11 protein-coding genes and 1 pseudogene are annotated in these 14463 nt (G+C 72.6%); 6 read left to right on the top strand and 6 right to left on the bottom strand.

The window, feature by feature from the left end:
• Positions 1–20 precede the first annotated feature (20 nt).
• On the bottom strand, positions 21–581 hold the full coding sequence (locus FGW31_RS14830) for a hypothetical protein (RefSeq protein WP_142193878.1): 561 nt from the start codon (positions 579–581) through the stop codon (positions 21–23).
• 76 nt (positions 582–657) lie between these two features.
• On the bottom strand, positions 658–2034 hold the full coding sequence (locus tag FGW31_RS14825; protein ID WP_142193877.1) for an FAD-binding oxidoreductase: 1377 nt from the start codon (positions 2032–2034) through the stop codon (positions 658–660).
• Positions 2035–2262: 228 nt separating this feature from the next.
• On the opposite strand from FGW31_RS14825, the gene hemB reads away from it, so the two are divergent.
• On the top strand, positions 2263–3258 hold the full coding sequence (gene hemB, locus FGW31_RS14820; RefSeq protein WP_142193876.1) for a porphobilinogen synthase: 996 nt from the start codon (positions 2263–2265) through the stop codon (positions 3256–3258).
• A gap of 72 nt (positions 3259–3330) precedes the next feature.
• On the opposite strand, the gene FGW31_RS14815 is transcribed toward hemB, so the two are convergent.
• Positions 3331–4077, bottom strand: coding sequence for a DUF4232 domain-containing protein (locus FGW31_RS14815; protein ID WP_142193875.1), 747 nt, complete (start codon positions 4075–4077; stop codon positions 3331–3333).
• Between the two features lie 213 nt (positions 4078–4290).
• Here FGW31_RS14815 and FGW31_RS36225 point away from each other — a divergent pair.
• The 4 genes and pseudogenes from FGW31_RS36225 to FGW31_RS14800 form a co-directional block, all read left to right on the top strand.
• Positions 4291–4555: pseudogene (locus tag FGW31_RS36225) on the top strand (helix-turn-helix domain-containing protein); the annotation flags it as partial.
• A gap of 368 nt (positions 4556–4923) precedes the next feature.
• Positions 4924–6012, top strand: a complete 1089-nt coding sequence (locus tag FGW31_RS36085; protein ID WP_308432322.1) for a transcriptional regulator — start codon at positions 4924–4926, stop codon at positions 6010–6012.
• A 76-nt stretch (positions 6013–6088) separates the two neighbouring features.
• Entirely contained in the window at positions 6089–7306 is a 1218-nt protein-coding gene (locus FGW31_RS14805; protein ID WP_142193874.1) for an aminotransferase-like domain-containing protein, read from the top strand.
• 88 nt (positions 7307–7394) lie between these two features.
• Positions 7395–8246 (top strand): arylamine N-acetyltransferase family protein, encoded by an 852-nt coding sequence (locus FGW31_RS14800; RefSeq protein ID WP_142193873.1) that lies wholly within the window; start codon positions 7395–7397, stop codon positions 8244–8246.
• Between the two features lie 144 nt (positions 8247–8390).
• Here FGW31_RS14800 and argS read toward each other — a convergent pair whose 3' ends face one another.
• Positions 8391–10157, bottom strand: a complete 1767-nt coding sequence (gene argS / locus FGW31_RS14795; protein ID WP_142193872.1) for an arginine--tRNA ligase — start codon at positions 10155–10157, stop codon at positions 8391–8393.
• Positions 10158–10307: 150 nt separating this feature from the next.
• Between argS and lysS the strand changes: the two genes are divergently transcribed.
• Positions 10308–12050 carry a lysine--tRNA ligase gene (lysS, locus tag FGW31_RS14790; RefSeq protein WP_142193871.1) on the top strand — a complete coding sequence of 581 codons (1743 nt, stop codon included), beginning with the start codon at positions 10308–10310 and terminating at the stop codon, positions 12048–12050.
• A gap of 84 nt (positions 12051–12134) precedes the next feature.
• Here the strand turns inward: lysS and FGW31_RS14785 are convergent, their stop codons facing one another.
• Together FGW31_RS14785 and FGW31_RS14780 are read right to left on the bottom strand one after the other, a co-directional pair.
• Positions 12135–13394 carry a DUF2637 domain-containing protein gene (locus FGW31_RS14785; RefSeq protein ID WP_220511382.1) on the bottom strand — a complete coding sequence of 420 codons (1260 nt, stop codon included), beginning with the start codon at positions 13392–13394 and terminating at the stop codon, positions 12135–12137.
• A gap of 157 nt (positions 13395–13551) precedes the next feature.
• Entirely contained in the window at positions 13552–14448 is an 897-nt protein-coding gene (locus FGW31_RS14780; RefSeq protein ID WP_142193869.1) for a DUF3558 family protein, read from the bottom strand.
• Between the last annotated feature and the right edge of the window lie 15 nt (positions 14449–14463).

The raw sequence follows: 14463 nt of genomic DNA, 5'->3' as shown, positions 1-14463 counted from the left end.
AAAAGGCGGACGGACAGGCCCTACCCGAGGTCCGGGGCGTTCAGGTCGGCGAGGAGGGTGTCCAGGGTCCGCCGGCTGGTGCCCCAGTCGATGAGCTGGCCGGGGATCTCCGCCTTCGCGCGCACCGACGTCGTGCCCGGGGCGGCACGGGTGACGCACACCTCCAGCACCCCGCCGAAGGTCCTCGCGTCGGAGGGGATGTCCGCGGTCAGGGTGCAGCCGTCCTCGTGCTGCGCCACCGCGCGCACCTCCTGCGCGCGCAGCGCCAGCGAGCACAGGACGGCGGCGAGGACCCGGCCCACGGGCACCGGCAGTTCGGCCTCGCGGGTCCTGCCGGTCCGCAGCCGCAGCGCGAGCCCGAGGCGCCGGCCGCGCTCGGCCCCGCCGAGCATCGGCGCGCCCACCAGCGGCGTCAGCGAGGCGGCCCGGGACAGGAACTCCTGCGCGCTCATCGGCCGGCGGGCCCGGGCGGCGTTGCGCCGGACCGCCTCGTGGACGGCGGGCGTGGCCAGCAGCACGTCGTAGCGGTGCTCGTGGGCCCAGCCGCCGTCCGTGGCGGTCCCGCCGGTGCCGTGCTCCATCGTGCGTCCCCCTCGTCCTCGCGCCGCCGACACGGACGCGGAGCCGTAGTCAAACACGCCGCACGGCCCGCGGGCATCACACGGTGTGGCCGAAGCGCAGCAGGTTCGCCGGGTCGTAGGTCCGCTTGGCGCGGCGCAGCCGCTCGAGCACCTGAGGGGTCCAGGCCCGCGCGCGGTCCGCGGCGTCGCCCGGAGTGCCGTGGATGTTGACCATGGTGCGGCCCGTGCCGTACGGGGCCATCGCGGAGTGCAGGGCGGTCGTGGCGCGTTCGACCGCCTCGGCGTCGGGCGGGGCGGGGATGACGGCGACGGCCTCCAGCAGGTGGCCCGCGTCACGGGCGCAGATCGCGTCCTCCGTCCGCGCGGGACGGGACAGCGCGCCGCCCATGTGCCGGATCTGCGCGGCCAGCAGAGGACAGTCGGGGACGGCGGGACCCACCTGGTCCAGGAAGGCGCGCACCGCCTCCGGCGTCAGCTCGCGCAGCAGCGAGCACGACTCACGGGCCGGCAGCGGATCCTGCGGTTCCATGTGGATGCCGTCCACCTCCGTGTACGGCATCTCCCGCACCAGGTCGACGGCCACCGGCGCGGCGGCCCGGAGCGGTTCCAGCAGCTTCTCGCCGTCGGCCGGGTCACCGGTCCAGGTGACCGCGACGCGCGCCCAGAAGCCGCCGCGCAGTTCCGCGGGCAGCTGCGGGATGGGCGGCAGCCGCAGGACGGCGAACGCGCTGTTCATCTGCTCGGGGACGGTCCTCGTCCAGTCCACCCAGGTGTTCAGCACGGTCTCGGCGTGCTCGCCGGCGTAGTGGAGGCCGCCGCCGAGCACCGTGCTCAGCGGGAGCAGTTCGATGACCATGGACGTCACCACGGCGACGTTGCCCTTGCCGCCGCGCAGCGCCCAGAACAGCTCCGGTTCGTGGTCGGGATCCGTCTCCCGGAGCGGCTCCCCGGGCGTGACGGCCTGGAAGGAGCGGACCAGGTCGGCGGCGTAGCCGTAGGTCCGGCCGAGCACCGGCAGGCCGCCGCCCACCGTGTAGCCGACCGCGCCCGCGTCCGTGGACGTGCCGTTGAGCGGGGCCAGCCCGTGCGACGCGGACGCGGCCAGCACGTCCCGCCACTTCGCGCCCGCGGCCACCGTCGCCGTGCGCCGCCGCGGGTCCACCCGTACGTCGGTCATCCGGGCCGTGCTGATCAGCAGGCCGTGCGGGATGGGGAAGTTGGCGCCGTGGCCGGTGGCCTGGACGGCGACCGGCGTGCCCGTGGCCGACGCCCAGCGCAGCGCGGTCACGACGTCGTCGGCGCCGGTCGCGGCCACGACCACGTCGGGCGTGTGCAGGGCGGCCAGGTTGAAACCGGTGACCTCCTCGGCGTAGCCCTCGTCGCCGGGGCGCAGGACCGGGCCGCGGACCTCCGAGAGGGCGAACAGGTCGGGAGTGTGGTGCGTGGTGGTCATGGCGTCCTCCGCGACGCGCGTACGGAGCGGAGGGACGGCGGCGGACTGCTGGTCGGGCGTCGGCGTGTGGCGGGAGGCGAGCGGTCGTCGGGGTCCGTCCTCGTACGGGGCCGGCCGTGCCGGTCCCTCCCCCCAGCATGGGCCCCCGGCCGGAGGCCCGCACGCGGGGTCCGCCCGCCGACTCCGCGTCGGCAAAGGCACGCGTGGGGCGGGCGTAGCGTAGGTGCCATGACGACGTACGGATCCTTCCCCGGCACGCGACCGCGGCGTCTGCGCACCACCCCCGCGATGCGTCGGATGGTCGCCGAGACCCGGCTCCACCCCGCCGACCTCATCCTGCCCGCCTTCGTCCGCGAGGGCGTGAGCGAACCGGTGCCCATCGCGTCGATGCCGGGCGTCGTGCAGCACACGCGCGACAGCCTGAAGAAGGCGGCGGCGGAGGCCGTCGCGGCCGGGGTCTCCGGGATCATGGTGTTCGGTGTGCCCGAGGAGTCCAAGAAGGACGCCCTCGGCACGCCCGGGACCGACCCGGACGGCATCCTCCAGGTCGCCCTGCGCGACGTGCGGGCCGAGGTCGGCGACGACCTGCTCGTCATGTCCGACCTGTGCCTCGACGAGACGACGGACCACGGGCACTGCGGGGTGCTGGACGAGCAGGGGCGGGTCGACAACGACGCCACGCTCGAACGGTACGCCGAGATGGCGCAGGTACAGGCCGACGCCGGCGCCCATGTGGTCGGCCCCAGCGGGATGATGGACGGGCAGATCGGCGTCGTCCGCGACGCCCTCGACCAGATCGGCCGGGAGGACGTCGCCATCCTCGCCTACACCGCCAAGTACGCCTCGGCCTTCTACGGGCCGTTCCGGGAGGCCGTCGCCTCCTCGCTGCGGGGCGACCGCAAGACGTACCAGCAGGACCCGGCGAACGTCCGCGAGTCGCTGCGCGAGCTGGCGCTCGACCTGGAGGAGGGCGCCGACATGGTGATGGTCAAGCCGGCCGGCCCCTACCTCGACATCCTGGCCCGGGTCGCGGACGCGGTGGACGTGCCGGTGGCGGCGTACCAGATCTCCGGTGAGTACTCGATGATCGAGGCCGCCGCCGAGAAGGGCTGGATCGACCGGGACCGGGCGATCCTGGAGACGCTGACCGGCATCAAGCGGGCCGGCGCGCGGAACGTCCTCACCTACTGGGCCACCGAGGTGGCCCAGAAGCTCGGACGGTAGACCGCTCACCGGGACGGGTGTCCGTCCCGGTGCGACAGACGCGTCGCCCCGGCGGGGCGGCGCGTCGTCCGTTCAGTGGGACAGGGCCTCGTCCATCGACTGCTGCCAGTACGTCACGGCCATGCTGCTGTCGTAGTAGACGCCCTTCGCCGGCAGGGACGGGGTCGCGGACGGGCCGCCGCTGCTGTTCGGGGTACGGCCCTGGAAGCCGACGGTCAGCTTGTGGCCCGTGGTGCCGCCTTCGCCGCTGCCGTCGGCGGAGGCCAGCAGCGCACCCGCGTAGGCCGACTCGCCCGGGGCGATACCGACCACCGACTGCGGCTTCGAGGCCTCGATCGGCTGCGGCACCCACTGCATCTCGTCGAAGCGGAGCACCGGGTAGTAGGTCAGGTCGCAGGGCTTGGAGCCGGTGTTCTTGACGGTGATCAGCATGTGGTTGAGGGGACGGCTGACGGGCTGCACGGTGACGGTGGTGTTGGAGCCGTTGCAGGCGACGCGGGTCTCGGCGTCGCCGGAGCCCGAAGTGGTGCCGGATCCGGCCGACTTGTCGCCGCCCTCGCCGTTGCCCGTGTTGCTGCCGGTGCCCTTGCTTCCGCCGGCCTGGGAGTGGCCCTCGGAGGCGGAGTCGTCCTGTGCGGCGTCCGAGCCGGTGCTGTCCTTCGGGGAGTCCGAGGACGTGTCCGCGGGGGTCGTCGCCGAGGCGGTGGACCCGGACGCGCCCTCGTCCTTCGTGCCCGTGCCGTCCTGGCAGGCCGTCAGGGAGAGCGTGGCGAGGGTGATACCGGCGGCGGCGAGCAGGCGGATACGGGAAGCGCGCATGGTGAATTCCTTGTCCTGGAAGAGTGTTTCGCGCCGCCGCTCGACCGGAACCCCGGGAGCGGCGTGCTTGGATGACCAGAGCTTGCGGCGTGAGTCGTCCCGGCCGCCACACTCGACCGGCGATCCGGGACGCTGGAACGCTCACGCCGCTCTGACCTGGGGAAACAACCGTTCCCTGGAACGGTGGAATGGGACACGGGGGTGGGAGGAACAGTGTCGGGAGACACGTCCGCGGGGGAGTTCGCCGCGCTGCTGCGGGACTTGAAGGAGCGCTCCGGGCTGAGTTACGGGGTGCTCGCCAAACGGCTGCACATGAGTACGTCGACCCTGCACCGGTACTGCAACGGGGACGCGGTGCCGACGGACTACGCGCCGGTGGAACGACTGGCCCGGCTGTGCAAGGCACGCCCTGCGGAACTGGTCGAACTGCACCGGCGGTGGGTCCTGGCGGACGCGACGCGAGGACGCAAGCCGACGGCGGCGGGGGCGGCGGAAGCGGCGGCTACGGGGACGCCGGAGGCGGCGGGCGCGGCGCGTACGGGAGCGGAGACGGACGCCGGGGAAACGGCGGAGGCGGCGGGGACTGCCGCCGCCTCGGCGGCCACCGCTGCCGCGCCGACCACCGGCACCGCGCCGACCGGCGATGCCGCGTCGGCCGGCGATGCCGCACGAACAGTCGGTGCAGCAGGAGCAGCCGGTACAGCGGGAGCAGCCGGTGCAGCCGGATCAGCCGGTGGAGCGGGACCAGCCGGTGCAGCGGCAGCAGCCGGTGGAGCGGGACCAGCCGGTGGAGCAGGATCAACCGGTGGAGCGGGATCAGCCGGTGGAGCGGGAGCCGTTGGTGCCGTGGGGCCAGCCGTCGCTCCGGAGACCGCTGGTGTCGCGGAGACCGCTGACGCCCGCGAGGCCGCCGGAGTCCCGGAGGCCGTCGGAGTCCCGGTGACCGCCGAAGTCCCCGAGATCCCGAGGTCCGACGATCCCGCACCGCGCCCGCGCTCCCGCCGCCGTACCCGTACCGCCGTACTCGCCGGGATCGCGGTGGCCGCCGTGCTCGGCGGGGTCGCGCTGGCCGTGAGCCTGCCGGACGGCGGGGCGGAGGGCGGCGGCCGGAGCGGGCCGGCCGGAGCCGCGAGCGTCGACGGCGGGCGGACCGCGCCCTCGCCGTCCCTCACCGCCACGCCCTCCGCTTCGGCGTCGGCGTCCGCGTCCGGATCCCCGTCCCCGTCCGGCTCCGCACCGGCCGGGAGCGGGGACAAGGACCGGGGCGCGGCGCCCGCACCCCGCGCCTCCTCCCCGGGCGCCCCGGCCGGCGCGGGCGGTGTGCCGCTCACCGTGGGCGTCGAGGCGTACGACTGGCCGGACCCCTGCTCGCAGCGGTACCTGGTCAACCGGCCGCCGAGCCAGGTGTCCCCGCCGCCGACGGAGCAGGACGCGCCGGGCTGGGTCGGCGCGCTCGACGCGGTGTCGTCCGGCGAGCAGTCGGTGCGGCTCACCGTGCAGGGCACCGGCGCGGACACGGTGGTCGTGGACGCGCTCACCGTGCGGATCGCCGGCAAGCGGTCGCCGCTCGCCTGGAACGACTTCGCCATGGGCTATCCCGGCGTCGGCTGCGGCGGCGACGTCCCGAAGCGCGCCTTCAGCGTCGCCCTGGACGCCGCCCGGCCGGCCGTCACGCCGGAGTCCGGCCAACAGGACTTCCCGTTCAAGGTGAGCCAGTCCGACCCCGAGGTCTACTACATCACCGCCGACGCCTCCGCCTACGACGTCAGCTGGTACCTGGAGCTGAAGTGGTCCAGCGGCTCCCGCAGCGGCACGCTCACCGTCGACAACAACGGCCGCCCCTTCCACACCAGCGGCAACAACGGCCGCCCGGCGTACGAGTTCCCGCTGGGCGGCGAGAAGTGGGTTCCGGAGGGCACGACGGAGGTCGAGTAGCGCACGCGGCGACGGGCGGCTGTCCGCATCACGGAAAGGTAGTTGTAGGCGGCATGTAGATGCCTAGGCTTCCGGCATGACCGTGACCCAGCTTCCGCCCGACGCCACCGCTCCCGCCGCCACGCCGCCGCTCGCCGCGCGCATCCGGTCGATCGGCGGCTCGCCCGTACGGGACATCCTCGCCGTCACCGCCCGCCCCGAGGTGATCAACTTCGCGGGCGGGCTGCCGGCCCCGGAGCTGTTCGACGCCGCCGGCATAGCGGCGGCGTACCGGGCCGTCCTCGCCGAGACGCCCGCGCAGGCACTGCAGTACTCCACCACCGAGGGCGAACCCGCGCTGCGGGCCGCGCTCGCCGCCCGCACCTGCGCACACGGCCTGGCCACCGCCCCGGACGACCTGCTGATCACCACCGGCTCCCAGCAGGCACTGTCCCTGCTGGCCACCGCCCTCCTCGAACCCGGCGACACGGTCCTGGTGGAAAGCCCCTGCTACCTGGCGGCACTCCAGGTGTTCGGCATGGCCGGCGCACGCGTCGTCGCCGTTCCCGGTGACGAGCACGGCCTCGACCCGGCCGCGCTGGAGGACCTCGTGGTGCGTGAGCGGCCCACGTTCCTCTACACCGTGCCCACCTTCCAGAACCCCACCGGCCGCACCCTGCCCGCCGCCCGCCGCGCCGCCGTCGCCGAGGTCGCCGCCCGGCGCGGACTGTGGATCGTCGAGGACGACCCGTACGGCGAACTGCGCTTCGAGGGCGAGCGGCAGCCGTGGATCGCCGCCCTGCCCGGCGCCGAGGACCGCACCGTGCTCCTCGGCAGCTTCTCCAAGGTGATGGCGCCCGGACTGCGCCTCGGCTGGCTGCGGGCGCCCGCGGAACTGCGCCGCGCCTGCGTCGTCGCCAAGCAGGCCGCCGACCTGCACACCCCCACCGTCAACCAGCTCGCCGCCGCCCGCTACCTGGCCGACAGCGACCTCGACGCCCACATCCGCCGCGTCGCGGGCGTCTACGCCGCACACCGCGACGCGATGCTCGCCGGCCTGCCCGCCGCCCTGCCCGAGGGATCGACGTGGACCCGCCCCGAGGGCGGCATGTTCCTGTGGGCCCGCCTGCCGGACGGATACGACACCACGGCCCTGCTCCCCGAAGTGGTCCGGCACGACGTCGCCTACGTCCCCGGCGCCCCCTTCCACCCCGGCGAGCCGGACCGGGCCACGCTGCGGCTGTGCTTCGTGACCCAGACCCCGGACGAGATCGCGGAAGGACTGCGCAGGCTGGCCGCGGGCCTGCGGGCCTGACGTCGCGGAGGACCTAGGACCAAGGAACGACGCCGGTTCCGGCTGCGGGGGCGGGCGGGGCGCAGGGCAGTGTTCGTACGGTGAAGGCATGCCCGAGACGGAACGGACGACGACCTTCGACCCCGACGCCTATCTGAAACGGATCGGATGGGACGGCGAGCGCCGGGCCGACCCGGCGACGCTGCGGGGCCTGCACACGGCCCACGCCCGCACCATCCCGTTCGAGAACCTGGACCCCGTGCGGGGCGTGGTCCCCTCCCTCGCGCCGGACGACATCACCGCGAAGCTGGTCCACAGCCGCCGCGGCGGCTACTGCTACGAGCACAACACGCTGTTCGCGGGCGTCCTCGAAACGCTGGGCTTCCGGGTGACGCGGCTGGCCGCGCGGGTCGTCGTCGGCGCCGACCGCTTCGAGAGCCGCCCGCGCACGCACATGACGCTGCTCGTCGAGGTCCCCGGCGACCCGCGGCCCCACCTCGCGGACGTGGGCTACGGCACGATCCGCGCCCTGCTGGAACCGGTGCCGCTGGTCACCGGCGCGGAGTTCCACGCCGAAGGCCGCCGGCACCGGCTGGTGCACGCGCCCGACGCCGGGCCGCTGGAGACGTGGGTGCTGGAGGCGCACGGCCCGGACGGGGCGGACGGAGCGGACGGCTGGGAGGCGCAGTACGCCTTCACCCTGGAGCCCTACGCGCAGTCGGACTTCGAGGTCGCCAACTGGTACGTCGGCGCCCACCCCCGCTCCCCGTTCAGGCGCCGCCCCTACCTGCAGAACCTCACACCGGACCGGCACCTCCTCCTCGACGGCCACCGCCTCACCGAGACCCACACCGACGGAACGGTCACCACACGGGAGCTGACCGACGAGCGGGACGCACGGCGCCTGGTCGAGGAGCGGTTCGAGATCGACGTACCGGACGGCGTGCTGCTCCTGGGCTGACGATCCGGCCGGCCGCACACACGGGTCCGCCGCACACACGGGTCCGCCGCACACACGGGTCCGCCGCACACACGGGCGCGGCCCGTCCTCCCGTCGGGGGAGAGGACGGCCCGCCCCCGCACGTGCCTGCCGCTGCCGCGCGGCTCAGAGCCGCTCGGGCGTCCGGATGCCCAGCAGCGCCATGCCCCGGTGCAGCGTGGCGGCCGTGACGTCGCACAGGAACAGGCGGTTCTCCACCTGCACCGGCGAATCGGCCTTCAGCACCGGGCACTTGTCGTAGAACGACGTGTACAGCGAAGCCAGCTGGTACAGGTACGCCGCCAGCTTGTGCGGGGCGAACTCGCGGGCCGCCTCCGCGACCGTCTCCGCGAAACCGTCCAGGTGCAGGCCCAACGCCCGCTCCGCCTCGGCCAGTTCCAGCTCCGGGTGCGCGACCGGACGCACACCCTCGGGCGCCTTGCGCAGGATCGAGCGGATACGGGCGTAGGCGTACTGGAGGTAGACGGACGTGTCGCCGTTCAGCGAGACCATCTGGTCCAGGTCGAACTTGTAGTCCCGGTTCGCCGACGTCGACAGGTCCGCGTACTTCACCGCGCCGATGCCCACCTGGGCGCCCCGCTCGGCGATCTCCTCCTCGGACAGGTCCTGCGCCTTCTCCCGGACCACGGCCGACGCACGGTCGATCGCCTCGTCCAGCAGGTCCACCAGCCGGACGGTCTCGCCCGCACGCGTCTTGAACGGCTTGCCGTCCTTGCCGAGGACCGTGCCGAACGCCAACTGCACCGCGTGCACGTCGTCGTTGAGCCAGCCCGCCCGGCGCGCGGTCTCGAAGACCATCTTGAAGTGCAGCGCCTGCCGGGCGTCCACCACGTACAGCAGCGTGTTCGCCTTGAGGTTGAAGACGCGGTCCCGGATCGCGGAGAGGTCGGTCGCCGCGTAGCCGTAACCGCCGTCCGACTTCTGCACGATCAGCGGGACCGGCTTGCCGTCCGGGCCCTTGACGTCCTCGAAGAACACGCACAGCGCGCCCTCCGAGCGCACCGCGACGCCCGACTCCTCCAGCAGCCGGCAGGTCTCCGCGAGCATGTCGTTGTAGCCGGACTCGCCGACGATGTCCGCGTCGCGGATCTCCATGTCCAGCTTCTCGAACACGGAGAAGAAGTAGATCTTCGACTCGTCGACGAACTTCTGCCACATGGCGAGCGTCGCCGGGTCCCCGGCCTGGAGGTCGACCACCCGGCGCCGGGCGCGCGTCTTGAACTCCTCGTCGGAGTCGAACAGCTTGCGCGCGGCCTTGTAGAGGCGGTCGAGGTTCGACATCGCCTCCTCACCGGTCACCTCGCCGGCCTTGTGGTCCAGCTCGTGCGGGTGCTCGTCCAGGTACTGGATGAGCATGCCGAACTGGGTGCCCCAGTCGCCGATGTGGTGCCGGCGCACCACGTTCTCGCCGGTGAACTCCAGCAGCTGCACCACCGAGTCACCGATCACCGCGGACCGCAGATGACCGACGTGCATCTCCTTCGCCACGTTCGGCTGCGCGTAGTCGATCACCGTGGTGCCGGGGTTCGCGGCCTGCGGCACACCGAGGCGGCCCGTGTCGTCCGCGTACCGCGCGGCGAGGTTCCCGGTGATCGCCGCGTCCGCGATCGTGATGTTGAGGAAGCCCGGCCCGGACACCTCGACGTCCTTGATCAGATCGCCGGTGGTGATCCGCGCGACGACCTCGCCGGCCAGCTCCCGCGGGTTCGCCTTCGCCTTCTTCGCCAGCGCGAGGATGCCGTTGGCCTGGAAGTCCGCCCGGTCGCTTCGTCGCAGCAGCGGGTCCGCGCCGGCGGCCTCGGGCCGGGTGGCCGAGAGGGCGGACGCGAGATGCTGCTGGACGGAGTCGGTGAGGGACGTGACCGAGGCCATGGAGGCTGCCGTTCTGCTCGGGTTCGTGGACTACTACCGAAGCCGAGTATCCCACGCGGTGAAAAGCGGTTTTCGCGGATGCGGGCCGGACTGGGAGAATGGAGCGGTCAGCCGTGCGACCGTACCGGCTGTTCGAGCAGAAAGAAGGACGTGCCGATCGTGGCTCAGAGCACCGAGACCACCGACTGGGTCTCCCGTTTCGCGGATGAGGTCATCGAGGAGTCGGAGCGTCGGGCCCCGGGCAAACCGGTCGTCGTCGCGTCCGGACTGTCACCGTCCGGCCCGATCCACCTGGGCAACCTCCGCGAGGTCATGACCCCGCACCTCGTCGCCGACGAGATCCGCCGCCGCGGCCACCAGGTCCGGCACCTGATCTCCTGGGACGACTACGACCGGTACCGCAAGGTCCCGGCCGGTGTCGCCGGCGTCGACGAGACGTGGTCCGAGCACATCGGCAAGCCCCTCACCTCCGTCCCGGCCCCCGCCGGCTCGCCGCACCCGAACTGGGCCGAGCACTTCAAGGCCGCGATGATCGAGTCGCTGGCCGAGCTCGGCGTGGAGTTCGACGGGATCAGCCAGACCGAGCAGTACACCTCCGGTGTCTACCGCGAGCAGATCCTGCACGCCATGAAGCACCGCGGCGACATCGACGCCGTCCTCGCCCAGTACCGCACCAAGAAGGCACCGGCGAAGAAGCAGCAGCAGAAGCCGGTCGACGAGGCCGAGCTGGAGGCAGCCGAGGGCTCAGGCGCCGCCGCCGAGGACGACGGCAGCTCCGGCGCCGCCGGATACTTCCCGTACAAGCCGTACTGCGGCAACTGCGAGAAGGACTTCACCACCGTCACCTCCTACGACGACGGCTCCACCGAACTGACCTACGCCTGCTCGGCGTGCGGCTTCCCCGAGACCGTCCGGCTGAACGAGTTCAACCGCGGCAAGCTGGTCTGGAAGGTCGACTGGCCCATGCGGTGGGCCTACGAGGGCGTGATCTTCGAGCCGAGCGGCGTCGACCACTCGTCGCCGGGATCGTCGTTCCAGGTCGGCGGGCAGATCGTCGGCATCTTCGGCGGCAAGCAGCCCATCGGCCCCATGTACGCCTTCGTCGGCATCAGCGGCATGGCCAAGATGTCCTCGTCCAAGGGCGGCGTGCCCACGCCCGCCGACGCGCTGAAGATCATGGAACCTCAGCTGCTGCGCTGGCTCTACGCCCGCCGCCGCCCCAACCAGTCCTTCAAGATCGCCTTCGACCAGGAGATCCAGCGCCTCTACGACGAGTGGGACCGCCTCGACGCCAAGGTCGCCGACGGCTCCGCACTGCCCGCCGACGCCGCCGCGCACTCCCGCGCGGTGCGCACCGCGAGCGGGGACCTGCCGAAGACGCCCAGGCCGCTGCCGTACCGCACGCTCGCCTCCGTGGCCGACATCACCGCCGGCCACGAGGACCAGGCGCTGCGCATCCTCAGCGACCTCGACCCGGCCAACCCGCTCGCCGGGCTCGACGAGGCCCGCCCGCGCTACGACAAGGCCGAGGCGTGGATCAACACCCACGTCCCCGCCGACCAGCGCACCATCGTCCGCGCCGAGCCCGACGCCGAGCTGCTGAAGTCGCTCGACGAGCAGGCGCAGCAGTCCCTGCGGCTGCTGCTCGACGGCCTCGCCGACAACTGGTCCCTCGACGGGCTCACCCACCTCGTCTACGGCGTGCCCAAGGTCCAGGCCGGCTACTCCGCCGACGCCACCGCCAAGGAACTGCCGCCGGAGATCAAGACCGCCCAGCGGTCCTTCTTCGCGCTGCTGTACCACCTGCTGGTCGGCCGCGACACCGGCCCGCGCCTGCCCACACTGCTCCTCGCGGTGGGCCAGGACCGGGTGCGGTCCCTGCTCGGCGCGTAGGCGCACACCACGCAAGGAGGGGCGCCCGGTGACCGCACCGGGCGCCCCTCCTTGCGTGACGAACGAGCCGTGCCCGCGCGTCGACTAGGCGATGTGGTCCTCCTCCAGCTCCGCCGTGTGGCGCTTCTGGAAACGTTCCACCAGGTCCTTCAGGGCACCCGAGCTCAACGTCGTGCCGTAGGTCGCCTGGATGTTGTCGCCGAGGACCCGCGGCGTGGGATAGCTGCCGTCTATCGACTGACGGAACACCTGGTAGAACGATTCCTCGTCCGGATCGGAGGCCGCCGTGCCACCGCCCTCACCCAGCTCACGGGTGCGGCCGCCCGGGACCACCGGAATGGGGAAACTGCCCGTCTCCTCCGGAGCGGGCTCCTGCACCGGAGGTTCCTCCTGGTACTGGTCCTGGTACTGCTCGGCCTGCTGCTGCTCCGCGTACCAGCGGGCGTACTCCTCGTCCGGGTCGTACGTCGGGTCGTAGCCGCCGTGGTACTCCACCGTGTGCGGATCACGGGCGTGCAGCCAGGGATTCTGCTCCGGCGAGGGCTCCTGCACGAACCCGGCACCCTGGTTGCCCTCCAGCTCCAGACGCTGCTCGCCGGCAGGCGCCGCCGCACCCACCCGCCCCGCATGCGAGGCCCGGTCGCCCGCGGCCACCTCCGGAGGCGGCGGGATCAGCGCCGGCTCTATGCCCGCCGCGGCCAGCCCCGCCGGAGCCGTCTCGGCGAGCGGAACGCCGTACTTGGCCAGGCGCAGCGGCATCAGCGCCTCCACCGGTGCCTTGCGGCGCCAGGCGCGGCCGAAGCGGGAGCGCAGCCGGGCCTGGTAGACCAGGCGCTCCTGCTCCAGCTTGATCACCTGCTCGTAGGAGCGCAGCTCCCACAGCTTCATCCGGCGCCACAGCAGGAAGGTGGGCACCGGCGACAGCATCCAGCGGGTGAGGCGGACCCCTTCCATGTGCTTGTCGGCGGTGATGTCGGCGATCCGGCCGATCGCGTGCCGGGCCGCCTCCACCGACACCACGAACAGCACCGGGATCACGCCGTGCATGCCCACGCCCAGCGGGTCGGGCCACGCCGCCGCGCCGTTGAACGCGATCGTCGCCGCCGTCAGCAGCCACGCCGTCTGCCGCAGCAGCGGGAACGGGATACGGATCCAGGTCAGCAGGAGATCGAGGGCGAGCAGGACGCAGATGCCGGCGTCGATGCCGATCGGGAAGACGTAACTGAAGTCCCCGAAGCCCTTCTTCAGGGCGAGTTCACGGACGGCCGCGTAGGAACCCGCGAAGCCGATCCCGGCGATGATGACGGCACCGGTGACGACCACGCCGATGAGAACCCGGTGCATCCGTGTCAGCTGCAGTGGCCCGGCCACCCGTACTCCCCTCCCAGTGCGTGTTGTTGCGCACCACAGGGTGGCACATGTGTGCGGAGAACGGGTGGCCGGTTCTGGTTCTGCGGAGCGATGCCCCCGGATCAGTGGTTCTGCGGCGTGATGCCCCGGATCAGCTCTTCTCGGCGGCCGACTCGGAGGCCGATTCCGAGGCGGACTTCGAGGCGGAAGCCGAGGCGGACTTCGACGCGGAGGCCGAGGCGGACTTCGACGCGGACGCGGACGGCGAACCGCTCGCCGTGGCCGAGCCGTTGGCCTTCGCCACCGAGGCCACCGCCTCCTTCGCGGCCTTCCGCAGGTCCTTCATCAGGTCGTCGGCGTCCGGCGTCTCGTCACCGGCGAGACCGGCACCGTTGTAGTCGAGGGTCACGACCACGTTCTCGACGCGCACCACGACCGTCTGCTGCTTGAAGGTGCCTTCCTTCTTCTTCAGGTCGTAGCGCACCGCCGTCGCCTCGTCACCGGTGTCGGTCACCGGCTCCGTCTCGGTGCCCTTCGCGCCCTCGGCCGCCTGCGCGTCCCGGACCTGCTTGTCGTAGTACTTCCCGGCCAGCTCGTCGCCCGGGCCGCGGGTCGTGTCCGAGTCGAAGCGCAGCAGCGACACGTTCAGCCAACGGAACTGGGAGCCGTCCACCCCGTTGTTCTCCAGGCTGCTCCAGGAGCAGCTGGCACGGCTGGAGATGTCGTCGGAGCTGCCCTCCTTGCCCTTCTTCGCCTTCGGCGCCAGGTCGTCCAGGGTCTTCTCGGACAGCACCTCGCACGCCTCGGGCAGCTTCTTGTACGCCGCCGCCCGCACGGTCGGGGAGGGGCTCGCGGACTGCGACGCGGAGGCGTCGGCCTTCTTGTCCGCACCCTCGTCGGAGCCGGAGTCCGAGGAGCAGCCGGCGGCGATCAGCATCACGGGGACGGCGGACGCGCAGACAAGGGCGCGGGTGAGGCGCTTCGCTCGCCGGTCGCGCGGGTCTCGCGGGTCTCGCTGTGCTCGTCGCTGCATGGTTCCTTCACTCATGACGCTCGTGTTCCC

The organism is Streptomyces calvus (genome assembly GCF_006782915.1).
GTDB classification, from domain to species: Bacteria; Actinomycetota; Actinomycetes; order Streptomycetales; family Streptomycetaceae; genus Streptomyces; species Streptomyces calvus.
This window is presented reverse-complemented; position numbering and strand designations above follow the sequence as displayed.

Bases quoted from the DNA above. Each gene is read 5' to 3' on its own strand.
- FGW31_RS14830 (WP_142193878.1), bottom strand. From the start codon at position 581: ATGGAGCACGGCACCGGCGGGACCGCCACGGACGGCGGCTGGGCCCAC.
- FGW31_RS14825 (WP_142193877.1), bottom strand. From the start codon at position 2,034: ATGACCACCACGCACCACACTCCCGACCTGTTCGCCCTCTCGGAGGTC.
- hemB (WP_142193876.1), top strand. From the start codon at position 2,263: ATGACGACGTACGGATCCTTCCCCGGCACGCGACCGCGGCGTCTGCGC.
- FGW31_RS14815 (WP_142193875.1), bottom strand. From the start codon at position 4,077: ATGCGCGCTTCCCGTATCCGCCTGCTCGCCGCCGCCGGTATCACCCTC.
- FGW31_RS14805 (WP_142193874.1), top strand. From the start codon at position 6,089: ATGACCGTGACCCAGCTTCCGCCCGACGCCACCGCTCCCGCCGCCACG.
- FGW31_RS14800 (WP_142193873.1), top strand. From the start codon at position 7,395: ATGCCCGAGACGGAACGGACGACGACCTTCGACCCCGACGCCTATCTG.
- argS (WP_142193872.1), bottom strand. From the start codon at position 10,157: ATGGCCTCGGTCACGTCCCTCACCGACTCCGTCCAGCAGCATCTCGCG.
- FGW31_RS14785 (WP_220511382.1), bottom strand. From the start codon at position 13,394: ATGCACCGGGTTCTCATCGGCGTGGTCGTCACCGGTGCCGTCATCATC.
- FGW31_RS14780 (WP_142193869.1), bottom strand. From the start codon at position 14,448: ATGAGTGAAGGAACCATGCAGCGACGAGCACAGCGAGACCCGCGAGAC.